This is a genomic window from Buttiauxella cochleicola, from assembly GCF_021282405.1.
In the GTDB taxonomy this organism is placed as follows: Bacteria; Pseudomonadota; Gammaproteobacteria; order Enterobacterales; family Enterobacteriaceae; genus Buttiauxella; species Buttiauxella massiliensis.
In genome coordinates this window covers 36,611-61,736 of the sequence record NZ_JAJSOU010000007.1, presented here as the reverse complement: position 1 = coordinate 61,736, position 25,126 = coordinate 36,611, and the positions used below count along the sequence as shown (strand labels likewise).

Genomic DNA, 25,126 nt, shown 5'->3' with positions numbered 1-25,126 from the left:
GGTTCGACTTAATGCAGAACGATAAAGATCTCTCCACATTGCAGACCTTCCGCCGTCTATGGCCGATGATTGCGCCTTTTAAAGCTGGTCTGATCGTGGCTGGGATTGCGTTAATCCTCAACGCAGCCAGCGATACATTTATGCTATCGCTGCTCAAACCGTTACTGGATGATGGTTTTGGTAAAACGGATAAATCCGTTTTGTTATGGATGCCACTGGTTGTCATCGGGCTTATGGTGATGCGCGGTATCACAAGCTATGTCTCAAGCTACTGCATTTCCTGGGTTTCAGGACAGGTAGTAATGAACATGCGTCGTCGCTTGTTCAGCCATATGATGGGAATGCCGGTTTCGTTCTTTGACCAACAGTCTACGGGGACACTACTTTCGCGCATTACCTATGACTCTGAACAAGTTGCTTCATCCTCATCTAGTGCTCTGATAACGGTAGTACGTGAAGGCGCCTCCATCATTGGCCTATTTGTGCTGATGTTCTGGTATAGCTGGCAGCTTTCGCTGATTCTGATAGTTCTGGCACCTATCGTTTCCTTTGCGATTCGCATGGTTTCTAAACGTTTCCGTAATATCAGCAAAAACATGCAAAACACCATGGGGCAGGTTACGACCAGTGCTGAGCAGATGCTGAAAGGTCACAAAGAAGTGTTGATCTTTGGCGGCCAGGAAGTGGAAACCGAGCGCTTCAACAAAGTCAGTAATCGTATGCGTCGCCAGGGTATGAAACTAGTATCAGCTTCGTCTATTTCTGACCCGATTATCCAGCTCATTGCCTCTCTTGCGTTGGCCTTCGTAATTTACGCGGCAAGCTTCCCGAGTGTCATGGAAACGCTGACCGCTGGTACAATCACCGTTGTGTTCTCTTCCATGATTGCACTGATGCGCCCACTGAAATCGCTGACTAACGTCAATGCCCAGTTCCAGCGCGGTATGGCAGCATGTCAGACTCTGTTCTCTATCCTCGATTCAGAGCAAGAGAAAGACGAAGGAACTCGCGTAATTGAGCGTGCGAAAGGGGATGTTGAATTCCGTGACGTGACCTTTACCTATCCAGGTCGCGAGATACCTGCTTTGCGTAAAATCGACCTGAAGATTCCTGCTGGCAAAACAGTGGCATTGGTAGGGCGTTCCGGCTCGGGTAAATCAACGATCGCCAGTTTGATGACGCGTTTTTACGATATCCAGGAAGGTAGTATTACTATCGATGGCGTAGATATTCGTGAATACACCTTATCTTCTTTGCGTAATCAGGTTGCTCTCGTTTCGCAAAACGTCCACTTGTTCAATGACACGATTGCTAACAACATTGCTTACGCGCGTACTGAACAGTATAGCCGTAGCGATATCGAGAATGCCGCGCGCATGGCCTACGCCATGGACTTCATCAATAAGATGGAAAATGGTCTCGATACAATCATCGGTGAAAATGGCGTGCTTCTTTCAGGTGGTCAGCGGCAGCGTATCGCCATTGCTCGCGCATTATTGCGTGACAGCCCAATCCTGATTCTTGATGAAGCGACATCTGCGTTGGATACGGAATCAGAACGTGCCATTCAGGCGGCGCTTGATGAACTGCAGAAAAACCGTACTTCCCTGGTAATTGCTCACCGCTTATCAACCATTGAACAGGCGGATGAAATCGTGGTTGTTGAAGATGGCCGTATCGTGGAACGTGGCCCACACGCAGAACTGATTGAGCATCGCGGTGTGTACGCGCAACTGCACAGGATGCAATTCGGGCAATGATAGAACGCATTTGGTCGGGTAAATCTCCTCTCTACCTTTTGCTCTTACCGCTTTCCTGGCTTTATGGCCTGGTGAGCGGTGCTATTCGTCTGAGTTATCGATTAGGTTTTAAAAAAACCTGGCATGCGCCGGTACCTGTGGTGGTCGTGGGTAACCTGACTGCCGGAGGTAACGGTAAAACGCCGGTTGTTATCTGGCTTGTCGAACAGCTACACCAACGCGGAGTTCGCGTTGGTGTTGTTTCTCGCGGTTACGGCGGTAAATCTGAGCATTATCCGCTGCTGCTTGATCAGTTCACGACGACGTTGCAGGCAGGCGATGAACCCGTCCTTATTTATCAACGCACTGGTGCTGCTGTAGCGGTTGCGCCTCGTCGAAGTGATGCTGTGCAAATGCTCGTTGAAAAAGTACAGCCACAGCTGATCATTACAGATGACGGTTTGCAGCATTACGCCCTTGGGCGTGATAAAGAAATTGTGGTCGTTGATGGTGTCAGGCGATTTGGTAACGGATGGTGGCTTCCCGCTGGCCCAATGCGTGAGAGAACAGGGCGCCTGACTTCTGTCGATGCAATTATCACCAATGGTGGCAATGCTCAGACTGGTGAGATAGCCATGACGCTGCGCCCGGGCGATGCGGTTAATTTGCTTACCGGAGAGCACCAGCCTGCGCACACGTTGCAAAATGTGGTTGCTATGGCCGGAATTGGCCACCCCCCCCGTTTTTTTGCTACTTTGCAGCAATGTGGCGTAACTCCAGTTAATACGGTTAGTCTCGCAGACCATCAGGCTCTGAGTGAAAGTGATGTGGTTAAATTAGTCCAGCCGGGGCAAACCCTACTGATGACTGAAAAAGATGCCGTTAAATGCCGTGTTTTCGTTACAGGGCACGATAACTGGTGGTATTTGCCGGTCGATGCGCACCTTGCCCAGCCTCAGGCCGACGAATTATTGCAATCACTATTGGCGCTGGTGCGATAAGAGCTCATTTCCGCACCAGAATTCGAGTTTGCTGACGACAGGATTCCTTCATGTCCGTACCGCAACTAACTTTACGTGCAGCCCGTAACCTTCATCTTGCGGCGCAGGGCTTATTGGTAAAGCCTCGTCGCCGTGCTAGAGCCGCCGATGTTGTTGCCACCATCTCCCGTATGTCCCTTCTGCAAATTGATACCATCAATATTGTTGCGCGCAGCCCTTACCTGGTGCTGTTCAGCCGATTAGGCAGTTACCCACAAACCTGGCTTGATGATGCGCTGGTGAATGGTTATTTGATGGAGTATTGGGCGCATGAAGCCTGTTTTTTACCGAGAACAGATTTTTCGCTGATACGTCACCGCATGCTCAATCCCGAAAAAATGGGCTGGAAATACCGCGCGGAATGGATGGTGGAGCACGCCGATGAGATTGAAAAACTCTTAACGCACATCGAGAGCAACGGTCCGGTGCGCTCCGCTGATTTTGAACACCCCCACAAAGGTTCCAGTGGCTGGTGGGAATGGAAACCGCACAAGAAACACCTGGAAGGTTTATTCACTGCCGGGAAAGTAATGGTGATTGAGCGGCGCAAATTCCAACGAGTCTATGACCTGACTACACGCGTACTACCGCACTGGAACGACGAGTTACATTTGATTCATCAGGCAGATGCTGAACAGCAAATGCTAGAAAACAGCGCACGTAGCCTTGGTATTTTTCGTACTGAATGGCTAGCCGATTATTATCGTCTGAAGAATGTCTCAATTAAGCCACTGCTAGCCCAATGGCAGGAAAAAGGCATCGTCATTTCTGTTAATGTCGAAAGTATTGGCGAGATGTGGTTGCATCGCGACCAATGGCCATTGCTGGAAAAGGCTGAGAAAAACACCTTGCGAGCGACCCACAGTGCGGTGCTATCACCGTTTGACCCTGTAGTCTGGGATCGTAAACGTGCTGAAGAGCTTTTTAACTTCTCTTATCGCCTGGAGTGTTATACCCCTGCTCAGAAACGTAAATACGGTTATTTCGTCCTGCCATTGCTGCATCAAGGAGTTCTGGTGGGAAGAATGGACGCCAAAATGCATCGCAAGAGTGACGAGCTGGAAATTATCAGCTTGTATCTTGAAGAAGGTGTTAAGTCTGGTATCTCGTTGATTAATGGCCTGCATACGGCCATAACCGATTTTGCTCACTGGCAGGGTGCAACCTTGATTCGGCTCGGGAATATTCCCGCCACGTTAGCGGCATCATGGGGTGAAGGCTGGGAAATTAGCCCGGAGATCGAGTAAGTTATGTTATTCTGCTCCCTTTGATGGCAGCCATTCTGGAGTAACCATGGATCATCGATTACTTGAAATCATTGCTTGTCCGGTTTGTAACGGCAAGCTCTACTTTAATCAGGAAAAGCAGGAGCTTATCTGCAAACCTGATCATCTGGCGTTTCCTCTGCGCGATGGTATTCCGGTGCTGCTGGAGACTGAAGCTCGAGTTCTGACTTCTGACGAGAAAAATCCATGAGTTTTGTGGCAATAATTCCTGCCCGCTATGCCTCTACACGCTTACCGGGTAAACCGCTTAAAGATATCAATGGTAAACCGATGGTCGTTCACGTTATGGAACGTGCTCGCGAATCGGGTGCTGAACGTATCATTGTGGCAACCGATCATGAGGACGTGGCTCGTGCAGTGGAAGCCGCGGGCGGCGAAGTTTGTATGACTCGCGCTGATCATCAGTCTGGCACCGAGCGTCTTGCTGAAGTTATTGAAAAATGTGGTTTTAGCGATGACACCGTGATTGTGAATGTGCAGGGCGATGAGCCAATGATCCCACCGGCGATCATTAGCCAGGTTGCCAGTAATCTTGCGAACAGTCAGGCCGGTATGGCAACACTTGCTGTGCCAATCGACTCCGCTGAAGAAGCGTTTAACCCGAATGCAGTAAAAGTGGTGATGGACGCGCAGGGCTACGCGCTCTATTTCTCTCGTGCGACCATTCCATGGGACAGAGACCGCTTTGCACAATCGCGTGAACAGATCGGTGATTCCCTTTTACGCCACATCGGTATCTACGGCTACCGCGCAGGTTTCATCCGTCGGTACGTGACTTGGGAGCCAAGCCAGCTTGAGCAAATCGAAATGCTCGAACAGCTGCGCGTACTGTGGAATGGTGAAAAAATCCATGTTGCCGTTGCGAAAGAAGTCCCGAGTATTGGTGTTGATACGCCAGAAGATTTAGAACGTGTACGACAAGCGATGATTTAATCTGCAGGTATCAATCCTTAGAAAAAAACCGGTGCTGAGCGCCGGTTTTTTATTATCTGAAGGCATATTGATCTGAGAGTGATGACATCCTGCGTCAGCAAGCTCATTATAAAAACACCAGTGTTGTAAGGGGTAATGAGTCATGGAGTTGCTACGCAAGGAATTGAGTCATCTGCTGGGTGAAAAACTAAGCCGGATTGAATGTATCAATGAACAGCCAAATAGCACCTTGTGGTCGCTGTATGACAGTGACGGCAACGCGATGTCATTGCTGGCTAAAAGTTTTAGTACTCCGGGTCTTGCAGCTCAGCTAGCATGGAAAATGTCCATGCTAGCGCGTTCCGGAACGGTTCGCATGCCTGTGGTTTATGGCGTGGTGACTCATGACGAGACGCCGGGGCCAGATGTGTTGTTAATGGAGCGTCTACGGGGTGTTCCTGTTGAAGCGCCAACTCGCACACCCGATCGTTGGGAGCATCTAAAAGATCAAATTGTTGAAGGGCTTCTCGCCTGGCATCGCGTCGATAGCCGTGGATGTGTCGGCAACGTCGACAGCACACAAGAAAATATCTGGCCTTCATGGTATCGGCAGCATGTTGAAACACTGTGGGCAACCATCAATCAATACCCAAATAATGGCCTGACGATGCAAGACAGGCGCATTTTGTTCCGCACCCGTGAATGTTTGCCGCGTTTATTCGAAGACTTTAACGACAACTGTGTACTGGTGCATGGCAACTTTACGCTTAGCAGTATGTTAAAAGATGGGCGCAGCGATCAGCTTCTGGCGATGGTCAATCCTGGAATCACGCTTTGGGCGCCGCGTGAATATGAAATATTCCGTTTGTTTGAGCCTGGCCAATCAGAAAACCTGCTGTGGCATTATTTACAACGAGCGCCGGTTGCGGAGTCATTTCTGTGGCGACGTTGGTTGTATATTCTGTGGGATGGTGTAGCGCAATTACTACAGACGGGCCGACTTAATCGACCCGCCTTTGACATGGCTGCGAAAAACTTACTTCCCTGGATCGCCTGACGCCCCTTTCAACCACTGCCAGATGCGGCCAAGGGTTTCGTAGCCAACACGGTCGCTATGCATTAACCAAATTGGTGATGGAATTATACGCTCCCAAGGATTCAGCGGTGATTCGATTGCCAGTTGGTTGGCTGGAGCCGGAATAGGGTGCAAGCCGGCATTGCGGAAGAAAATCATTGCCCGCGGTAGATGGGAAGCTGAGGTCACCAATAAGAATGGCTGCTGGCCAATCGTTTTTGCCACCGCAGCGGCTTCTTCTTCAGTATCTTTTGGTTCATCAAGGGTAATTATTTGCGAGCGCGGTACACCTAAACTTTCGGCAACTCGCGCGCCCGCTTCAGCGGTACTCACCGGGTTGGTCATTGCTCTGGCGCCCGTGAAGATCATTTTTGCACCAGGATTTGCCTGCCATAAGCGCACCCCTTCCGCCAGGCGAGGCAAACTATTGCTGATAAGATTGGAACTTGGTGCCCATTCTGGGTTCCATGTATAGCCGCCACCGAGTACCACGATATAATCGACTTTTTCGCTACCGCGCCACGTTGGGTAAGTATCCTCGATGGGCTTGAGCATTTTATCAGCCACCGGTTGTAGGCTAATCAGCAGCAAAGCTAACCAGCTCACACTTAATAGCGTTTTGGCGCATTTTTGCCAACGAGTGAACCACAACAAGTAAAGTGCCGCCCCCATCATCAATAATAAAAATGGGAGGGGCAGCAGTAGCCCGCCGATAAATTTTTTCAGGATAAAAAGCATGAATTATGGGTCCTTTTTAGCCATATAGTAGGCAAACGCTGGTGATATTACACCAGACGGGTTCATTCCTGGCGCAGCTGTGCCAAAATACCCGCTTTCTCGTATGAACCCTTTTCCCCCATGGAGCCGTACCCGTGCGTGACCGCAATTTTGATGATATTGCTGAGAAGTTCTCACGCAACATTTACGGTACAACCAAAGGACAGCTCCGCCAGGCCATCTTATGGCAAGACCTTGATGCTTTGCTGGCAACTATGCCTGAAAAAATCCGCGTTCTGGATGCGGGTGGTGGCGAAGGGCAAACTGCGTGTGGTCTTGCGCAGCGGGGCCATGAAGTTCTGCTTTGTGATGTTTCCGCTGAGATGATTTCTCGTGCTCAAGCTCAGGCTGATGAGAAAGGTGTGAGCGGCAACATGCATTTCGTACATTCCTCCGCTCAGGATATTGGCCAACATTTGGAAAAACCGGTTGATCTGATATTGTTTCACGCGGTGCTGGAATGGGTCGTAGATCCGCAAGCTGTACTTAAAACATTATGGGATTGCCTTGCACCCGGCGGTGCATTATCCCTGATGTTCTACAATGCTAACGGCTTGCTGATGCGGAACATGTTTGTCGGCAACTTTGAATATGTTCTTCAGGGTATGAAAAAGAACAAACGGAAAACGCTTTCGCCTGACAATCCGCTACAGCCAGAACAGGTCTATCACTGGCTGGAGCAAATTGGCTGGCAGATTACCGGTAAAACCGGTGTGCGAGTATTTCACGATTACTTGCGTGATAAGCATAAACAACACGATGGTTTTGAGAATTTGCTTGAACTGGAAACGCGTTATTGCCGCCAGGAACCTTTTGTTAGCCTCGGCCGCTATATCCACGTGACAGCAATCAAGCCGCTTGAGCCAAGGAAAAATTATGAGTGATGTTTCCCAGACAGTGCCGGAGCTGGTTGCCTGGGCCAGGAAAAATGACTACTCGATTTCGCTGCCTACAGAGCGTCTGACGTTTCTGTTGGCGATCGCGACCTTAAACGGTGAGCGGCTAGATGGCGAAATGAGTGAAGGCGAGCTGATTGACGCTTTCCGTTACGTGAGCGAAGGCTTTGATCAAACCAGCGAAACAATTAACGTTCGTGCCAACAACGCCATTAATGACATGGTGCGCCAGCGTTTGATCAACCGTTTCGTCAGTGAAATCAATGAGGGCAATGCAATTTATCGCCTGACGCCTCTCGGTATTGGCATTACCGATTACTACATTCGCCAACGTGAGTTTTCAACGCTGCGTTTATCTATGCAGTTATCGATAGTCGCCGGTGAATTGAAGCGCGCAGCCGATTCAGCAGATGAAGGTGGTGATGAATTCCACTGGCATCGCAACGTGTTCGCACCATTAAAATATTCAGTCGCCGAGATTTTCGACAGTATCGATCTCACACAGCGCATCATGGATGAACACCAGCAACAGGTTAAAGATGATATCGCACAGCTGCTGAACAAAGACTGGCGTGCAGCCATCTCCAGTTGTGAAATGCTGCTGTCCGAAACATCGGGTACGTTACGTGAGTTGCAGGACACTCTGGAAGCTGCGGGTGATAAATTGCAGGCAAATTTATTGCGTATTCAGGATTCGATTCTGGGGCGCGACGATTTGCACTTTGTTGACCGTCTGGTGTTTGATCTGCAAAGCAAACTCGACCGTATTGTCAGTTGGGGCCAGCAGGCTATCGACCTGTGGATTGGCTATGACCGCCATGTTCATAAATTCATTCGTACCGCCATCGATATGGATAAAAACCGCGTCTTTGCGCAACGCTTGCGTGTGTCGGTTCAAAACTATTTCGATGCTCCATGGGCTCTGACCTACGCTAACGCCGATCGTCTGCTGGATATGCGCGATGAAGAAATGACGTTGCGTGACGATGAAGTGATGGGTGAACTGCCAAGCGATCTGGAATTCGAAGAGTTCAATGAAATCCGTGAACAACTCGCCGCAATGATCGAAGCTGCACTTCAGGTCTACAAAACCAGACAAGTGCCACTAGATTTGGGCGTTGTCATGCGGGACTATCTGGCGCAATACCCACGCGCACGCCATTTTGATGTGGCGAGAATCGTAGTCGACCAGGCGGTACGTCTGGGTGTGGCTGAAGCAGACTTTACTGGCTTGCCGCCACAGTGGCAGGCAATTAACGATTACGGAGCCAAGGTACAGGCGCATGTCATCAACAAATATTGAAAAAGTGATGCCAGTAAAACTGGCACAGGCGTTGGCCAATCCGTTATTCCCAGCACTCGATAGCCAACTGCGCGCCGGTCGCCATGTTGGGCTCGATGAACTGGATAATCATGCTTATTTGATGGACTTCCAGGATGAACTGGAAGAGTTCTATACCCGTTATAACGTGGAGTTGATTCGCGCGCCGGAAGGTTTCTTCTATTTGCGTCCGCGCTCCACCACACTGATCCCGCGCTCAGTGCTGTCTGAGCTGGACATGATGGTGGGTAAAATTCTCTGTTACCTCTATCTCAGCCCAGAACGGTTGGCGAACGAAGGTATTTTCACCCAGGCAGAGTTGTACGATGAACTGTTGACGCTTGCGGATGAAAGCAAGCTGCTTAAGCTTGTGAACAACCGTTCCACAGGCTCAGATCTCGACCGTCAAAAACTGCAAGAGAAAGTCCGTGCCTCATTAACGCGTTTACGCCGTCTTGGCATGATCTGGTTTATGGGCCATGACAGCAGCAAATTCCGCATTACCGAATCAGTATTCCGCTTTGGTGCCGATGTACGTGCTGGCGACGATGCGCGTGAAGCGCAACTCCGCATGATCCGCGATGGAGAAGCGATGCCGGTAGAGACTCGTTTGCAACTCAATGATGAAACTGAAGAGTCGCAGTTGGCTTCAGATAACGCGGAGGATGAACAGGAATGATTGAACGCGGTAAGTTTCGCTCACTAACGCTGATTAACTGGAACGGTTTCTTCGCGCGTACTTTTGATTTAGATGAACTGGTGACCACGCTTTCTGGCGGTAACGGTGCCGGTAAATCCACTACTATGGCGGCGTTTGTAACCGCGCTAATCCCGGACTTAACACTGTTGCACTTCCGTAACACCACCGAAGCGGGGGCCACATCAGGTTCACGTGACAAAGGTCTGCACGGCAAGTTAAAAGCGGGTGTCTGCTACTCCTTGCTCGATGTGGTCAACTCACGTAATCAGCGAGTTGTGGTCGGTGTGCGCCTGCAACAAGTAGCTGGCCGTGACCGTAAAGTCGACATCAAACCGTTTGCAATTCAAGGTTTACCTTCTTCTATTCAGCCAACTCAGTTGTTAACGGAAACGCTAAATGAGCGTCAGGCTCGCGTACTGAGTTTGCAAGAGCTGAAAGATAAAGTGGAAGCCATCGAAGGCGTTCAATTTAAACAGTTCAGCTCGATTACCGATTACCACTCGTTGATGTTCGATTTGGGCATTGTTGCACGTCGTCTGCGCAGTGCTTCCGATCGTAGTAAGTACTACCGTCTCATCGAAGCCTCGCTGTACGGCGGGATTTCCAGCGCCATTACTCGTTCACTGCGCGACTACCTGTTGCCAGAAAATGGTGGTGTGCGTAAAGCGTTCCAGGATATGGAAGCGGCTTTGCGTGAAAACCGTATGACGCTTGAAGCCATTCGTGTCACCCAATCAGACCGCGACCTGTTTAAGCATTTGATTTCTGAAGCGACTAACTATGTAGCTGCGGATTACATGCGCCACGCCAATGAACGTCGTATCCACCTGGATAAAGCGCTCGAATTCCGTCGTGAACTATTGACCAGCCGCAAGCAACTTGCCGCAGAGCAATACAAACATGTCGAAATGGCTCGCGAGCTTGCAGAACACAGCGGAGCGGAAGGGGATCTGGAAACTGATTATCAGGCGGCCAGTGACCACCTGAACCTGGTGCAAACGGCGATTCGCCAGCAGGAAAAAATCGAGCGTTACGAAGCTGACCTCGACGAACTGCAGATGCGCCTCGAAGAACAAAATGAAATTGTTGCCGAAGCCTCAGAGCAGCAAGAAGAGAACGAAGCCCGCGCGGAAGCGGCCGAGCTGGAAGTCGATGAGCTGAAAAGCCAACTGGCCGACTACCAACAAGCACTCGATGTACAACAGACGCGTGCTATTCAATACCAGCAAGCGTTGCAAGCACTTGATCGCGCGCGCGCGCTTTGTCACTTGCCAGATTTGACTGCTGAAAGCGCGGAAGAGTGGCTGGAAACCTTCCAGGCGAAAGAGCAGGAAACAACCGAAAAACTGCTGACACTTGAGCAGAAAATGAGTGTTGCACAAACGGCGCATAGCCAGTTTGAGCATGCTTATCAGCTAGTCACTGCTATCAATGGCCCGGTGAGTCGTAGTGAAGCCTGGAATGTCGCGCGTGAATTACTGCGTGACAGTAACAACCAACGTCATCTGATGGAACAAGTTCAGCCGCTCAGAGCGCGCCTTAATGAACTTGAACAACGCCTGCGTGAACAGCAAGAAGCCGAACGAATGTTTGCGGAGTTCTGCAAGCGTCAGGGCAAACATTTCGATCCAGAAGATCTTGAAGTGCTGCACGACGAGCTTTCTGAGCGCATCGAAACTTTACAGCAACGCGTTTCTGATGCCAGCGATCAGCGTGCAAACTTGCGCCAGGAACAAGAGCAGATTCAAGCGCGTATCAAACGCCTCCAAAGTCGCGCACCGATCTGGCTTTCTGCACAAACCAGCCTTACCCAGTTGTGCGAGCAGAGTCATGAGCAGTTTGAAAGCAGCCAGCAAGTTACTGAATACATGCAGCAACTGCTTGAGCGCGAGCGTGAAGTCACGGTTGAACGTGATGAAGTGGGAGCGCGTAAACGTGCTATCGACGATGAAATTGAACGTCTTAGCCAACCTGGTGGTGCTGAGGATCCACGTTTAAATGCCCTGGCTGAACGTTTTGGCGGCGTGTTGTTGTCAGAAATTTATGACGACATTAGCATCGATGACGCACCGTACTTCTCTGCGTTGTACGGCCCATCGCGTCATGCAATCGTGGTTCCAGATTTGTCACTGGTTCGTGATCAACTGGATAATCTCGAAGATTGCCCAGAAGACCTGTATCTGATTGAAGGTGACCCATCTTCCTTCGATGACAGCGTGTTTACCGTTGAAGAGCTTAATGCTGCCGTTCTGGTAAAAACTGCCGAGCGCCAGTGGCGTTATTCTCGTTTGCCGGTGTTGCCTCTGTTTGGCCGTGCAGCACGTGAGAATCGCCTTGAAAATCTCCATGCCGAGCGTGAAACCCTGGCTGAGCGTTTCGCGACGTTGTCGTTTGATGTTCAGAAATCTCAGCGTTTACACCATGCCTTTAGCCGTTTCATCGGCCAGCATTTGGGCGTGGCGTTTGATGATGATCCAGAGGTGGAAATTCGTCAGCTCAACACTCGTCGTGGCGAAGTTGAACGCGCTATCAGCAACCACGAAAATGACAATCAGCAACAGCGCCAGCAATATGAGCAGGCGAAAGAGGGCGTTGATCAACTCAACCGCCTGTTGCCGCGCATCAGTTTGCTGAGTGATGAAACGCTGGCTGACCGTTGTGATGAAATCCGTGAACGTCTGGACGAAGCAGATGAAGCCGCACGCTTCCTGCATCAGTTTGGCAATCAGTTGGCGAAACTCGAAGCTGTGGCTTCGGTGTTACAAAGTGACCCTGAGCAGTTTGAACAGCTGAAAGAAGATTATCAGTACGCGCAACAAGTTCAGCGCGATGCGCGCCAACAGGCGTTCGCATTGACCGAAGTGGTGCAACGTCGTGCGCACTTTGGTTACTCTGACTCAGCCGCTATGCTCGATGGCAATAGCGATTTAAATGAAAAACTGCGTAACCGTCTTGAGCATGCTGAAGCTGAACGTACCCGTTCGCGTGAGGCACTGCGTAGTCATGCACAGCAACTGAGTCAGTTCAGCCAGTTAATGGCGTCGCTGAAAAGTTCGTTTGATACCAAAAAAGAGTTGTTAACCGACCTGCACAAAGAGTTAAGCGATATCGGTGTTCGTGCGGATCTGGGTGCAGAAGAGCGTGCGCGTGCGCGTCGTGATGAACTGCACACGGCATTGAGCAATAACCGTTCACGCCGTAATCAGCTCGAAAAAGCGCTGACCATGTGTGAAGCGGAAATGAGCAACCTGAACCGCAAGCTCAAGCAACTAGAGCGCAGCTATTTCGAAATGCGTGAGCATGTTGTCACCGCGAAAGCAGGCTGGTGTGCCGTGATGCGCATGGTGAAAGAAAACGGCGTAGAGCGTCGTTTGCATCGCCGCGAGTTGGCCTATGTCACCGGCGACGAGCTGCGTTCAATCTCGGATAAAGCGTTGGGCGCATTGCGTCTGGCCGTTGCCGATAACGAACACCTGCGCGACGTATTGCGCATGTCCGAAGATCCGAAACGCCCAGAACGCAAAATTCAGTTCTTTGTCGCGGTTTATCAGCATCTGCGCGAACGTATTCGTCAGGATATTATCCGTACCGATGATCCTGTCGAAGCTATCGAGCAGATGGAAATTGAGCTGAGCCGCCTGACGGAAGAGTTGACCTCTCGTGAGCAAAAACTGGCCATCAGTTCACGCAGTGCGGCGAACATCATTCGCAAGACGATTCAGCGTGAGCAGAACCGTATCCGCATGCTTAACCAAGGGTTGCAAAGCGTCTCCTTTGGCCAGGTAAATAGCGTGCGTTTAAATGTGAATGTGCGTGAAACGCATGCCACATTGCTGAATGTGCTTTCGGAACAACATGAGCAGCATCAGGATCTGTTTAATAGCAATCGCCTGAGCTTCTCGGAAGCATTAGCGAAACTGTATCAACGCCTGAATCCGCAAATTGATATGGGCCAGCGCACCCCACAAACTATTGGTGAAGAGCTGCTCGATTACCGTAACTACCTGGAAATGGAAGTTGAAGTAAACCGTGGTTCAGATGGCTGGTTGCGTGCGGAAAGTGGCGCATTGTCGACCGGTGAAGCTATCGGTACCGGTATGTCAATTCTGGTGATGGTCGTTCAAAGTTGGGAAGAAGAGTCGCGCCGACTGCGTGGTAAAGATATCTCCCCATGCCGTTTACTGTTCCTCGATGAGGCGGCACGACTGGATGCTAAGTCAATTGCTACGCTGTTTGAGCTGTGTGAGCGACTTGAAATGCAACTGATCATTGCAGCGCCAGAGAACATCAGTCCGGAAAAAGGCACCACCTACAAGCTAGTACGTAAGGTTGTTCAGAATCATGAACACGTCCATGTTGTAGGACTCAGGGGCTTTGCACCACCGCTTCCCGAGCCGGTTGCCGGCACAATAGATGCATCATAAAAATCGCGGGCTACGGCCCGCGTTTTCTTTTCTCAGAATTCTTAATCTTTAATTTTATTTACATTTATACGGGCAAATAATATTCGCTGTTTATATACTGATTATCAAAACCCAGCGACAAAAGCTGGGTGATGTAAAAACAGGTATAAACAGGGGGCAAGGGATGTTGCTAACAAAATTGCACGGTTTTAAGCTGTCAGCTCTCGGTTACGGGCTGGCACTGAGTTTCGCTCCACTGTTTATGGCGCAGGCCGATGAGCCAGCGGTCGTTCCTTCTGATAGCTCTGCTGTGAGTATCGAACCAACCAGCTCGCCAGACCAACCACTACCGCAATCTACTGCTACCGCTACCATGGTGGGAGTGTTACCGCTAAATTCTACCGGCATGTCTGCCGCACAAAGCCGTTCTCAGCTCGTGGCGCATTTGCCTGCAGGCTACGCTCCGGTTTATCTGAATGCGCTGTCTGCATTTTATGCAGCCCGCGAGATGAAACCGATGTGGGAGAATCGCGATGCTGTGAAGGCCTTCCAGCAGCAACTTGCCGAAGTTGCCATTTCTGGCATCCAACCACAGTTTACTACCTGGGTAGAGCTGCTTACCGATCCGTCTGTCACGGGGTTATCGCGCGATATTGTATTGTCTGATGCGATGATGGGCTATTTGCAGTTTGTCTATGGCATCCCGACGGAAGGCAATCGCTGGTTGTACAGTGCTAAACCTTACAAGCTGCAAACTCCGCCAATTTCCGTTATCAACCAATGGCAAGTGGCGGTAGATCAAGGGACGCTAGTCAGTTTTGTTGAAACGCTAGCCCCTCAGCATCCGCAATATGCCAAGCTGCACCAGTCGTTGGTGCACTTACTCACTGACTCTCGTCCATGGCCTCAACTGACCAGCGCTGAAACTTTGCGCCCCGGCCAGTGGAGCAATGATGTACCAGCGCTACGGGAAATACTTGCGCGTACCGGCATGTTGCAGGCTGAACCTTCGATTCCGTTACCTGAGCGCGACAATGCTTCTAAGACTGCGGTTGCCGTTAGCCCGTCAGCTATTCAGATAGACGGCGAGCAAACCGTGCAACAGACGCCAGATGCAGTGGCTGGGAAGAAAAAGAAATCAACTCCAGCTGTTCGAAGTGCCTACAGCAAAGAGCTGGTTGAAGGCGTAAAACGTTTCCAGAAATGGCAAGGTTTGGGTGTCGATGGCTCCATCGGGCAATTAACACGCGAATGGCTGAATGTCACACCGCAACAACGTGCGTCGCTGGTTGCATTAAACATTCAACGTTTACGTTTACTGCCGAAAAAACTCGATACCGGCATTATGGTAAATATCCCTAACTATTCTCTGAGCTATTACCTTAACGGCAGTGAAGTATTGGCTTCACGCGTCATCGTTGGACGGCCAGATCGCAAAACGCCAATGATGAGCAGTGCGCTTAATAATGTGGTCGTTAACCCGCCGTGGAATGTTCCACCAACACTTGCACGCAACGATATTTTGCCAAAAGTGCGCCAGGACCCAGGCTATCTCGACCGTCATGGTTACAGCGTGCTACGCGGTTGGAGTAATAATGCAGAAGCAATCGACCCATGGCATGTTGATTGGGAAACTATTACTGCCAGCAACTTGCCTTTCCGCTTCCAGCAAAAACCTGGGGTGCAGAACTCGTTAGGGCGTTACAAGTTTAATATGCCGAGTTCTGACGCTATCTATTTGCATGACACGCCTAACCACACCTTGTTCCAGAAAGATGCGCGAGCGTTGAGTTCGGGCTGTGTACGAGTCAACAAAGCCTCTGAGCTGGCAAGCATGTTGTTGCAAGATGCAGGATGGAACGATGCCCGGATTTCGAGTCAACTGAAAGATGGCAATACTAAATACGTTAACATTCGCCAGACCATCCCGGTGAGTCTCTATTACCTGACTGCTTTTGTCGGTGACGACGGACGCACGCAGTACCGTACAGATATTTACAATTATGATCTTACCGCGCGATCAGGCGCACAAATCCTTTCAAAAGCTGAACTATTAATACGCTAAATGCAGTAATTCTAATGAATTAGCGGTCGTAATAATTGCTGAGCCCTTCCGGGTCCTCTACAGGGCCCGGTTTTACTGGGTTTTGCACGCCTTGACTCGCTTTGTTTTGGCGGTTAAGGTGCCCAGCAGTGCGCCCAAAGTGCATATTATTCGATCGTTTTTTACCTGTAGACCTGGACATCATGGACAAATTTGACGCAAACCGCCGCAAGCTGCTGGCGTTGGGTGGTGTGGCTTTAGGTGCCTCGCTGTTACCAACACAAGCGTTTGCCATGCTATCAACACCGCGCCCACGCATTCTGACTCTTAATAACCTGCATACCGGGGAGTCATTGAAGGCTGAATTTTTCGATGGTAAAGGCTATATTCAGGATGAATTAGCAAGGCTTAATCATTTCTTCCGTGATTATCGCGCAAACAAAATCAAATCCATCGACCCTAAATTGTTTGACCAGCTTTATCGCCTGCAAGGTTTGTTAGGAACCAACAAACCGGTGCAGCTGGTATCTGGTTATCGCTCCCTGGACACGAACAATGAGTTACGTGCCCACAGCCGAGGTGTAGCTAAAAAGAGCTATCACACCAAAGGCCAGGCAATGGATTTCCATATTGAAGGGATTTCGTTAAGCAATGTTCGCAAAGCAGCATTATCTATGCGCGCTGGTGGTGTAGGATACTACCCAAGCAGCAACTTTGTGCATATTGATACCGGGCCACTAAGGCATTGGTAAAACAACGGAATCCGGCGAGCGTTGCCGGTATTGGAGCGTTATGAACTATCACATTATTCCGGTCACCGCATTCGGCCAAAACTGTTCTCTGATTTGGTGCGAAGAAACTCAGCAGGCAGCATTGGTTGACCCAGGCGGTGAAGCCGAAAAGATCAAACAGCAAGTTACTGCGAAAGGCGTGACAATTACGCAGATCCTGTTAACTCATGGCCATCTTGATCATGTTGGAGCGGCTGCTGAACTGGCTGAGCACTATGGTGTTCCTGTGGTTGGGCCGGAAAAAGAAGACGAATTCTGGTTGCAGGGTTTACCCGCGCAAAGCCAAATGTTTGGCCTCGAAGAGTGTTTGCCGCTGACACCAGATCGCTGGCTGAACGAAGGTGACACGGTGTCGGTAGGGAATGTGTCCTTCCAGGTTCTGCATTGCCCGGGCCATACACCTGGTCACGTTGTTTTCTTTGATGCTCAATCCCAGTTACTGATTTCCGGTGATGTGATTTTCAAAGGTGGGGTGGGGCGTAGCGATTTCCCTCAGGGCAATCATGCAGCACTCATCGACTCAATTAAACGTAAGCTATTGCCACTGGGCGATGATGTGACGTTTATTCCGGGTCATGGACCATTGTCGACGCTCGGTTACGAACGCCTGCACAATCCCTTCTTGCAAGACGAATTACCGGTCTGGTAAATCAGGCCGCAGAAATAGAAAGAGCCGCATTGCGCGGTAATGCCGATCAGTTAAGGATCGGTTGACCGATCCAGTGGCTGTGTAAGAATCCGGAAATGCTCACCCGTTTCCGGATTTTTTTATGCATATCGCACAGGCTCTTGATCTCGTTTCACGTTACGACTCTATGCGTAACCCAATGACTTCTCTCGGGGATTTTCTTGACCCGGAGCTTATTTCCCGCTGTCTTGCCGAGTCCGGCACTGTCACTCTGCGTAAGCGCCGTCTGCCGCTGGAAATGATGGTCTGGTGCGTTATCGGTATGGCACTCGAGCGTAAAGAGCCACTTCATCAAATCGTTAACCGGCGGGATATCATGCTGCCGGGTGACCGTCCCTTCGTCGCCCCCAGCGCCGTTATCCAGGCCCGTCAGCGGCTGGGAAGCGAGGTTGTTCGCCAGGTGTTCCTGCAAACTGCACAACTCTGGCATGGTGCCACGACTCATCCCCACTGGTGTGGCCTGACACTGCTGGCCGTGGATGGCGTGGTCTGGCGAACACTGGACACAGCCGAAAACGACGCAGCGTTCCCGCGTCAGACGTATGCCGGTCAGCCCGGACTCTACCCTCAGGTTAAAATGGTCTGCCAGATGGAGCTGACCAGCCATCTGTTAACGGCCGCCGCTTTCGGCACGATGAAGGAAAGTGAATACACGCTGGCAGAGCAGTTGATAAACCAGACCGGTGATAACACTCTGACTCTGCTGGATAAAGGCTATTACTCTCTGGGTCTGCTAAACGCCTGGAGCCAGGCAGGGAAACAACGCCACTGGATGATCCCACTGAGGAAAGGCGCGCAGTACGAGGAAATACAGAAGCTGGGAAAAGGCGACCATCTGGTGAGGCTGAAAACCAGCCCGCAGGCGCGGAAAAAGTGGCCGGCGCTGGGAGAGGAAATGACGGCCCGACTGTTGACGGTCACCCGGAAAGGAAAAGTCAGCCATCTGCTGACCTCGATGACGGATGCGATGCGCTATCCGGGTGGGGAGATGGCGGAGCTGTACAGCCATCAGTGGGAAATCGAGCTGGGTTACCGGGAAATCAAACAGACAATGCAACTGAGCAGGCTGACGCTGCGGAGTAAAAAGCCGGAGCTTGTGGAGCAGGAACTGTGGGGCGTGCTGCTGGCGTATAATCTTGTGCGTTATCAGATGAAAAAAATGGCAGGCAGTCTGAAAGGTTACTGGCCGAATCAGCTGAGATTCTCGGGATCATGCGGAATGGTGATGCGGATGTTGATGACATTGCAGGGTGCGTCACCGGGACGGATCCCTGAACTGATGCGGGACATGGAGAGCATGGCGCAGATGGTAAAGCTGCCGATAAGAAGAGAAAGAGCCTTCCCGAGAGTGGTAAAGGAAAGGCCACGAAAATATGGTAAAGCCTGGAACAAAAATGCCAGTCAGTTGCTTAACTGACTGGCATTACCGCATTGCGCGGCTCTTTTTTTATATATTATGGCTTACAGCACAGCGACAATCGCTTCGCATAGTGGCGCCATGTTGTCTGGAGTCATACCAGCTACGTTTACTCGGCCGGATGCTACTGCATACACACCAAACTCTTCACGTAAACGCAGTACCTGCTCTTTGGTCAGGCCGCTGAACGAGAACATGCCGTTCTGGTTGATGATGAAGCTGAAGTCGCGATTAGCGCCTTTCTCTTGCAGGGTATTTACAAACAGGTGACGCATACGCTGAATACGCTGGCGCATGTCGGACAGCTCTTGTTCCCAAAGAGTACGCAGGGCATCGTTGCTAAGAATCGTTGCTACTACCGATGCACCGTGAGCTGGTGGGTTAGAGTAGTTCGCACGAATCACAGATTTCATCTGACTGAATGCACGGTCAACGGTATCTGCATCAGCAGCAACCAGCGTACACGCACCTACACGCTCATTGTAGAGGCCGAAGTTCTTGGAGTAGGAACTCGCCACAATCAGCTCTTGATGGCTTGCTGCGAAGATACGCAAGCCTTCTGCGTCTTCTTCCAGACCACGGGCAAAGCCCTGGTAGGCGAAATCGAATAGTGGCAACCAGCCTTTGGCCAGAGACATCTCTGCCAGGACTTTCCATTGCTCAGCTGTTGGGTCGATACCGGTCGGGTTATGGCAGCAACCGTGGAACAACACCACGTCGCCAGCTTGTGCAGATTGCAGGCTGTTGACCAGGCCATCGAAATTCAGAGAGTGGTTCTGTGCATCGTAATAATCATACTCGCACACTTCCAGGCCAGCGGAGTTAAAGACGCTTTTATGGTTCGGCCAGCTTGGATTGCTCACCCACACACGTTTGGTTGTGGTGTTTTTAGCGAGGAAGTCAGCGGCAACACGCAGCGCGCCAGTACCACCCGGGGTTTGTGCTGTGCGAGCGCGTTTGTTAGCACTCAGAGCATTGTTTTTCCCGAACAGCAATTCCTGGGTGCAGCTACCAAACTCTGGAATACCGTCGATGCCGAGGTAGTTCTTGGTGTTCTCATTTTCCAGCAGATACTGCTCCGCCTTCTTAACACAGGTCAAAACCGGAGTTTTACCCGTTTCATCCTTATAAACACCAATGCCGAGATTAATTTTAGTCGGACGGTCATCGGCGCGAAACAGATCGGCTAAACCAAGAATTGGATCAGCTGGAGCAGCGGTAATGTTCTCAAACATGACGGGTTTCCATTGTGATATCGAGGGAGTAACGCTCTCAGGTTAACTGCTGTTTTAGCAAATGCCAACCGTTTGCAACAAAAAGAAACAGCCCCCGTCACAAGATAAGTTTTTCTACTTTTCAGGCATAAAAAAACAGGACCGAAGCCCTGTTTTTAAATCATCCTTGCAACAAAGTTGCTGGATAATTAGAACTGGTAAACGATACCAACAGTGGTCTGGTCATCAGTTTCTTGACCAGTCGCTTGTGCGTAGCTGTTGTCGTCCAGCAGGTTAAATTTGTATGCCGCGTAAACGTTCATGTTTTTGTTGAAGTAGTACCAGGTACCGACTTCGACATATTTAACCAGGTCAGCATCGCCGCCTGCAAAGCCTTTACGACCAACAAGGTCCTTACCTTTAGACTGCACGTAACCCACGGATGGACGCAGACCGAAATCGAATTGGTACTGAACAACCGCTTCGAAGTTCTGAGTTTTGTTAGCGAAGTTTGCATCTGGTTCACGAGTCATGTTCTGCGTTTCTGCATACATAACTGCTGCGTACACGTTGTTTGCATCGTATTTAGCAGAAGTAGACCATGCTTCAGCTTGATCACCACTTGCGCCGCCGTTATAGCGAACACCCGCTGGAGTTGATGCTGTTTCTGCATTCTTCTGTGCATCGGTACGGTCAGAGTTTGCATAACCCGCAGCTACGCTGAAGCCTTCTGCAAAGTCATAAGTTACAGCAGTGCTGTAGCCTTCGCCGTTAGCTTTAGCGCCGTTACCACTCAGGCTAGCTGAGATTGGGGTACCAGTAGTGTCGTCATAGTTAACGGTAACTGGACTGTTACGATCGTTTTTACCCTGGTATTGCAGAGCAAAGTTCAGACCGTCAACCAGACCGAAGAAGTTGCTGTTACGGTAAGTCAGAACACCATTAGTACGGCCAGTCATGAAGTTGTCGGTAGCAGCCCATGAATCGCCACCCCAAACAACGAACATATCGGTGTAAGCCGCTACGTCGTAGATTGCGCCATAGTTACGGCCGTAATCCAGGGAACCTGCATCACCAAATTTCAGACCAGCAAATGCCAGACGAGTATTTTGGCTCTGAGCGCCTTCCGGGTTGGAAGCGGTCATGTTGTATTCCCACTGACCGTAACCAATCATCTGGTCATTGATCTGGGTTTCACCCTTGAAGCCAATACGAGCATAGGTAGAGTCAGCGTTTGTGCTGTGACCGTTAGTCGTCCAGCCATGCTCACCAACAGCCTTACCATAGAAGTCCAGTTTGTTGCCGTTTTTGTTGTAGATTTCTGCAGCGTTAGCTGCACCGGCTACCAGCAGAGCAGGGATTAACACTGCCAGAATATTGCGCTTCATCATTATTTATTACCCTCATTAGGTTTTTTTGTAACACCTGCCACTGCCGTCAATAATTCTATACGGAACTATTGATGAGAGTTTGGTGTCTTTCTGTATCTGTCAGGCATCTTTCCATCCATGAAACCGTTTCGCTAGCCTGAAAGTGCTACAAACATCGAGAGTGAGTTACAAGAAGAAACTATGTGTAACTAAATGTGTATTTTATGGAACTTTGTGAACTAACTCAAACTTCTTAGCCGCTTCGTATAAAATTCGACCTTTCCATTCCTATATATATGAATTACTTATGTTTAATCCGTATAAGAAGAGGCTTAGTGAATTCTTCGCTTACATTTGCACATTTCTTGAGTGTTTTTTGGATGTCCAGACATCTGTGTGAATTTTGGCCGAATGTGCTAAGTCAAACACCAGAATGAGGATGCAAGCGGAAAGTAAGGTTATTTTGTGTTTGTCTGTTTCATGGACACAATTGGTAACCGGCAAGTTGCAGGAAGGGGTTGAAATTGACGTTTGTTTAACTTTCGTTGAAGAAAAAAGACGTTTGTACGACAGGCAGAAAAAAGGCCAGCAATGCTGGCCTTTGAAAAACGACGACTTAGAAGCTTGCGTTACGCGGTGTACGTGGGAATGGAATCACGTCACGAACGTTCTGAACACCGGTTACATAGGCAATCAGACGCTCAAAACCAAGACCGAAGCCCGAATGTGGAACGGTGCCGTAACGACGCAGGTCGCGGTACCACCAGTAGTCTTCTTTATTCAGACCCATCTCAGCCATGCGCGCATCCAGCACATCCAGGCGCTCTTCACGCTGAGAACCACCGATGATCTCACCGATGCCCGGCGCTAACACGTCCATTGCGGCAACGGTTTTACCGTCTTCGTTAAGGCGCATATAGAACGCTTTAATATCTTTCGGGTAATTCTTCACAACTACCGGTGCTTTGAAGTGTTGCTCAGCAAGGTAACGTTCATGCTCAGAAGAAAGGTCAACGCCCCAGTAAACTGGGTTTTCGAATTTCTGGCCACAATTCTCGAGAATTGTAACAGCGTCGGTGTAGTCAACCTGAGCGAAATCAGCATCAATGAAACGCTGTAAACGTGCGACTGCATCTTTGTCAACGCGCTCTGCGAAGAACTCCATGTCATCCATGCGCTCATCAAGCACCGCTTTGAAGACATATTTCAGCATCGCTTCTGCCAGACCTGCTACGTCGTCCAGATTTGCGAAAGCGACTTCCGGTTCTAACATCCAGAACTCAGCCAGGTGACGGCTGGTGTTAGAGTTTTCAGCACGGAAGGTTGGGCCGAAGGTATAAACCTTGGACAACGCGCACGCATAGGTTTCACCGTTCAACTGACCCGATACGGTCAGGAACGCTTCTTTGCCAAAGAAGTCTTTATCGAAATCGACTTTGCCAGCGTCGTTACGTGGCAGATTTTCCATATCCAGCGTAGACACGCGGAACATCTCGCCTGCGCCTTCGGTGTCTGAGGCAGTAATCAGTGGTGTAGAAACCCAAAAATAACCTTGCTCATGGAAGAAGCGATGCAGCGCCTGGGCCAGTGTATGACGAACGCGTGCAACAGCGCCGATCATGTTGGTACGCGGACGCAAGTGAGCAACTTCACGCAGATACTCAATGCTGTGGCGTTTAGCCGCCATCGGGTAAGTATCAGGATCATCAACCCAACCAGTCACTTCAACTTCAGTGGCCTGGATTTCAAAGCTCTGGCCCTGACCGAGAGACTCTACAACTTTACCTGTGACAACGACTGAACAGCCAGTGGTCAGGCGCAGTACGTCTTCATTGTAATTAGGCAGAGTATTATTAATGACGGCCTGTACAGGAGAGAAGCAGGAACCGTCATAGACGGCGAGGAAGGAGATACCAGCTTTTGAATCTCTACGAGTACGCACCCATCCGCGCACGGTGACTTCTTGGTCAACGGCTACACGGCCCTGGAGTACGTCGGCTACAGGCACAACGCTCATATTTTTCTCTCTATTAATTGGTCAATGACAAAAATAAATTACCCACAATGGGGGGTTATCTATGTTACCTGTCGCGAGCAATCAGACAAGTAGAAAAATCATCAGGGAGCAAGAAATACAATAAAGAAGGGGGCGTGGGGGGATAAATAGGAAAACTCATGGGCTCAATGAATATCACCCATGAGTTTATCTGAATCAGCTGGCTTTCTTAACCTGTGGCAAATCGAAGGCTTTACGCAATGCGCGGACGAACGCTTTATCGTGGCAAATCGTTTTGCCCGGGCTGTCAGAAAGTTTCGCCACCGGCTTGCCGTTACACTCTACCAGCTTGATAACAATATTCAGCGGTTTCACATGTGGAATATCGCAGGTCAGGCGAGTACCGATACCAAAACTTAAATTGATGCGCGCTGCGAAGTGGCGATACAACTCAATAGCTTTTGGCAAATCCAAATTATCAGAGAACACCAATACTTTGGTTTTTGGATCAATGCCAAGCTTCTGATAATGAGCGATAGCTTTTTCGCCCCATTCGACTGGATCCCCTGAATCATGGCGCAATCCCTGGTATTGGCTGGCAAACGAGAGGTCAAAATCGCGCAAGAAGGCATCCATAGTGATGCAATCCGTTAATGCGATACCGAGTTTGTCAGGATACTCGTCAAGCCATGCCTGGAGTGCTGCACGTTGGCTGTTCGCCAGTGTAGGGCTGATTTGCTGATGTGCCTGGAACCATTCGTGGGCCTGAGTGCCCATTGGGGTTAAATTCAGTCGATGCGCCAGGTCGTAATTACTGGTACCGACAAACCACGTTTCTTGTTGCAGGCGGCTGACAATCGCCTCCTGAACTTCACGGGAGAAACGGCGGCGGGTACCAAAATCCATCAGACGGAATTTGGAAAGGTCGGTGTCTGCTGTCAGTTCTTTGAATTGAACCAGCTTACTTTCCAGACTCTCCAGCGCCATTTGCGGCGTGACGCCGGGTGAACGATGCTGATGCACCACTTCACTGATCACGGCCAGCAGCGGCACTTCCCACATAATCACTTCCAGCCAGGTGCCGGTCAGACGAATGTCTAAATGACCATTGTTATTGCGGATATGGACTGTCGAGGGGTCGTAGCGAAAAGTACGCAGCCACGCGAGATAATCTGCTTTAAAGAACGGCAGACTTTCCAGGAAGGTAAATTCCTCGTCGCTCAGCGCGAGGTGCTGCATTAAATCAACCTGTTCACGGATGTCATCTGCATAAATGCCCAGCAGATCGTCACCGCGGCAACGGAACTCGGCCGCGACGCTCACGTCGTGATAACGGTGGAAAACCGCCTGCTGCATATGAAGCTTATAGGCGTCAGTATCCAGAAGCGTTTGCAAAATCGGGGAAGCGTATCGTGTCATGGCGCGTTGCAGCATCCTCTCACAGGAGCGTTTCCATA

General features: G+C 50.1%; 19 protein-coding genes. 14 read left to right on the top strand and 5 right to left on the bottom strand.

The genetic code is table 11. The features are described from left to right. Nucleotides 1-11: 11 nt before the first annotated feature. The 6 genes from msbA to LVQ79_RS11240 all read left to right on the top strand — a co-directional run bounded on the left by msbA (nt 12) and on the right by LVQ79_RS11240 (nt 6,034). Nucleotides 12-1,760: a lipid A ABC transporter ATP-binding protein/permease MsbA gene (msbA, locus tag LVQ79_RS11265; RefSeq protein ID WP_232865008.1), complete on the top strand. Its 1,749-nt coding sequence runs from the start codon at nt 12-14 to the stop codon at nt 1,758-1,760. Then, nucleotides 1,757-2,740 carry a tetraacyldisaccharide 4'-kinase gene (lpxK, locus tag LVQ79_RS11260; protein WP_232865007.1) on the top strand — a complete coding sequence of 328 codons (984 nt, stop codon included), beginning with the start codon at nt 1,757-1,759 and terminating at the stop codon, nt 2,738-2,740. The genes msbA and lpxK overlap by 4 nt, the downstream gene beginning before the upstream one ends. 50 nt (nt 2,741-2,790) lie before the next feature. Continuing rightward, entirely contained in the window at nt 2,791-4,026 is a 1,236-nt protein-coding gene (locus LVQ79_RS11255) for a winged helix-turn-helix domain-containing protein (protein WP_232865006.1), read from the top strand. 46 nt (nt 4,027-4,072) lie between these two features. Then, nucleotides 4,073-4,255: a protein YcaR gene (gene ycaR, locus LVQ79_RS11250; protein ID WP_034456356.1), complete on the top strand. Its 183-nt coding sequence runs from the start codon at nt 4,073-4,075 to the stop codon at nt 4,253-4,255. Then, nucleotides 4,252-4,998 carry a 3-deoxy-manno-octulosonate cytidylyltransferase gene (kdsB, locus tag LVQ79_RS11245; RefSeq protein ID WP_064517535.1) on the top strand — a complete coding sequence of 249 codons (747 nt, stop codon included), beginning with the start codon at nt 4,252-4,254 and terminating at the stop codon, nt 4,996-4,998. Before ycaR ends, kdsB begins: the two co-directional genes overlap by 4 nt. A 142-nt stretch (nt 4,999-5,140) precedes the next feature. Continuing rightward, nucleotides 5,141-6,034: a YcbJ family phosphotransferase gene (locus tag LVQ79_RS11240; protein WP_232865005.1), complete on the top strand. Its 894-nt coding sequence runs from the start codon at nt 5,141-5,143 to the stop codon at nt 6,032-6,034. On the opposite strand, the gene elyC is transcribed toward LVQ79_RS11240, so the two are convergent. After that, entirely contained in the window at nt 6,014-6,790 is a 777-nt protein-coding gene (gene elyC, locus LVQ79_RS11235; RefSeq protein ID WP_232865004.1) for an envelope biogenesis factor ElyC, read from the bottom strand. The two genes, LVQ79_RS11240 and elyC, sit on opposite strands and share 21 nt — an antisense overlap. Before the next feature lie 134 nt (nt 6,791-6,924). On the opposite strand from elyC, the gene cmoM reads away from it, so the two are divergent. The 8 genes from cmoM to LVQ79_RS11195 all read left to right on the top strand — a co-directional run bounded on the left by cmoM (nt 6,925) and on the right by LVQ79_RS11195 (nt 19,089). Further along, the gene (cmoM, locus tag LVQ79_RS11230; RefSeq protein ID WP_232865003.1) at nt 6,925-7,713 is read left to right on the top strand and encodes a tRNA uridine 5-oxyacetic acid(34) methyltransferase CmoM; all 789 of its coding nucleotides are present in this window, start codon (nt 6,925-6,927) and stop codon (nt 7,711-7,713) included. After that, a complete protein-coding gene (mukF, locus tag LVQ79_RS11225; RefSeq protein WP_064517543.1) occupies nt 7,706-9,028 on the top strand; it encodes a chromosome partition protein MukF in 1,323 nt (440 codons plus the stop codon). Before cmoM ends, mukF begins: the two co-directional genes overlap by 8 nt. Then, on the top strand, nt 9,009-9,725 hold the full coding sequence (gene mukE, locus LVQ79_RS11220) for a chromosome partition protein MukE (RefSeq protein WP_034456346.1): 717 nt from the start codon (nt 9,009-9,011) through the stop codon (nt 9,723-9,725). Before mukF ends, mukE begins: the two co-directional genes overlap by 20 nt. Next, entirely contained in the window at nt 9,722-14,170 is a 4,449-nt protein-coding gene (gene mukB, locus LVQ79_RS11215) for a chromosome partition protein MukB (RefSeq protein WP_232865002.1), read from the top strand. The genes mukE and mukB overlap by 4 nt, the downstream gene beginning before the upstream one ends. Before the next feature lie 163 nt (nt 14,171-14,333). Continuing rightward, the gene (gene ldtD / locus LVQ79_RS11210) at nt 14,334-16,214 is read left to right on the top strand and encodes a L,D-transpeptidase (RefSeq protein WP_232865001.1); all 1,881 of its coding nucleotides are present in this window, start codon (nt 14,334-14,336) and stop codon (nt 16,212-16,214) included. A 182-nt stretch (nt 16,215-16,396) separates the two neighbouring features. Then, a complete protein-coding gene (gene mepK / locus LVQ79_RS11205) occupies nt 16,397-16,945 on the top strand; it encodes a peptidoglycan L,D-endopeptidase MepK (RefSeq protein WP_034457197.1) in 549 nt (182 codons plus the stop codon). Nucleotides 16,946-16,985: 40 nt separating this feature from the next. Further along, nucleotides 16,986-17,633: an MBL fold metallo-hydrolase gene (locus LVQ79_RS11200; RefSeq protein WP_232865000.1), complete on the top strand. Its 648-nt coding sequence runs from the start codon at nt 16,986-16,988 to the stop codon at nt 17,631-17,633. A 121-nt stretch (nt 17,634-17,754) separates the two neighbouring features. Then, nucleotides 17,755-19,089 (top strand): IS4 family transposase, encoded by a 1,335-nt coding sequence (locus LVQ79_RS11195; RefSeq protein WP_232864999.1) that lies wholly within the window; start codon nt 17,755-17,757, stop codon nt 19,087-19,089. 44 nt (nt 19,090-19,133) lie between these two features. Here the strand turns inward: LVQ79_RS11195 and LVQ79_RS11190 are convergent, their stop codons facing one another. The 4 genes from LVQ79_RS11190 to pncB form a co-directional block, all read right to left on the bottom strand. Further along, nucleotides 19,134-20,324, bottom strand: coding sequence for an amino acid aminotransferase (locus LVQ79_RS11190; protein WP_232864998.1), 1,191 nt, complete (start codon nt 20,322-20,324; stop codon nt 19,134-19,136). A 188-nt stretch (nt 20,325-20,512) separates the two neighbouring features. Further along, nucleotides 20,513-21,691 carry a porin gene (locus tag LVQ79_RS11185; RefSeq protein ID WP_193216210.1) on the bottom strand — a complete coding sequence of 393 codons (1,179 nt, stop codon included), beginning with the start codon at nt 21,689-21,691 and terminating at the stop codon, nt 20,513-20,515. A gap of 598 nt (nt 21,692-22,289) precedes the next feature. Continuing rightward, nucleotides 22,290-23,690: an asparagine--tRNA ligase gene (gene asnS / locus LVQ79_RS11180; RefSeq protein WP_232864997.1), complete on the bottom strand. Its 1,401-nt coding sequence runs from the start codon at nt 23,688-23,690 to the stop codon at nt 22,290-22,292. A 195-nt stretch (nt 23,691-23,885) separates the two neighbouring features. Next, nucleotides 23,886-25,088, bottom strand: a complete 1,203-nt coding sequence (gene pncB, locus LVQ79_RS11175; protein ID WP_232864996.1) for a nicotinate phosphoribosyltransferase — start codon at nt 25,086-25,088, stop codon at nt 23,886-23,888. Between the last annotated feature and the right edge of the window lie 38 nt (nt 25,089-25,126).

Coding starts and splice junctions, on each gene's coding strand:
- msbA (WP_232865008.1), top strand. CDS start 12: ATGCAGAACGATAAAGATCTCTCCACATTGCAGACCTTCCGCCGTCTA.
- lpxK (WP_232865007.1), top strand. CDS start 1,757: ATGATAGAACGCATTTGGTCGGGTAAATCTCCTCTCTACCTTTTGCTC.
- LVQ79_RS11255 (WP_232865006.1), top strand. CDS start 2,791: ATGTCCGTACCGCAACTAACTTTACGTGCAGCCCGTAACCTTCATCTT.
- ycaR (WP_034456356.1), top strand. CDS start 4,073: ATGGATCATCGATTACTTGAAATCATTGCTTGTCCGGTTTGTAACGGC.
- kdsB (WP_064517535.1), top strand. CDS start 4,252: ATGAGTTTTGTGGCAATAATTCCTGCCCGCTATGCCTCTACACGCTTA.
- LVQ79_RS11240 (WP_232865005.1), top strand. CDS start 5,141: ATGGAGTTGCTACGCAAGGAATTGAGTCATCTGCTGGGTGAAAAACTA.
- elyC (WP_232865004.1), bottom strand. CDS start 6,790: ATGCTTTTTATCCTGAAAAAATTTATCGGCGGGCTACTGCTGCCCCTC.
- mukF (WP_064517543.1), top strand. CDS start 7,706: ATGAGTGATGTTTCCCAGACAGTGCCGGAGCTGGTTGCCTGGGCCAGG.
- mukE (WP_034456346.1), top strand. CDS start 9,009: ATGTCATCAACAAATATTGAAAAAGTGATGCCAGTAAAACTGGCACAG.
- mukB (WP_232865002.1), top strand. CDS start 9,722: ATGATTGAACGCGGTAAGTTTCGCTCACTAACGCTGATTAACTGGAAC.
- ldtD (WP_232865001.1), top strand. CDS start 14,334: ATGTTGCTAACAAAATTGCACGGTTTTAAGCTGTCAGCTCTCGGTTAC.
- mepK (WP_034457197.1), top strand. CDS start 16,397: ATGGACAAATTTGACGCAAACCGCCGCAAGCTGCTGGCGTTGGGTGGT.
- LVQ79_RS11200 (WP_232865000.1), top strand. CDS start 16,986: ATGAACTATCACATTATTCCGGTCACCGCATTCGGCCAAAACTGTTCT.
- LVQ79_RS11195 (WP_232864999.1), top strand. CDS start 17,755: ATGCATATCGCACAGGCTCTTGATCTCGTTTCACGTTACGACTCTATG.
- LVQ79_RS11190 (WP_232864998.1), bottom strand. CDS start 20,324: ATGTTTGAGAACATTACCGCTGCTCCAGCTGATCCAATTCTTGGTTTA.
- LVQ79_RS11185 (WP_193216210.1), bottom strand. CDS start 21,691: ATGAAGCGCAATATTCTGGCAGTGTTAATCCCTGCTCTGCTGGTAGCC.
- asnS (WP_232864997.1), bottom strand. CDS start 23,690: ATGAGCGTTGTGCCTGTAGCCGACGTACTCCAGGGCCGTGTAGCCGTT.
- pncB (WP_232864996.1), bottom strand. CDS start 25,088: ATGACACGATACGCTTCCCCGATTTTGCAAACGCTTCTGGATACTGAC.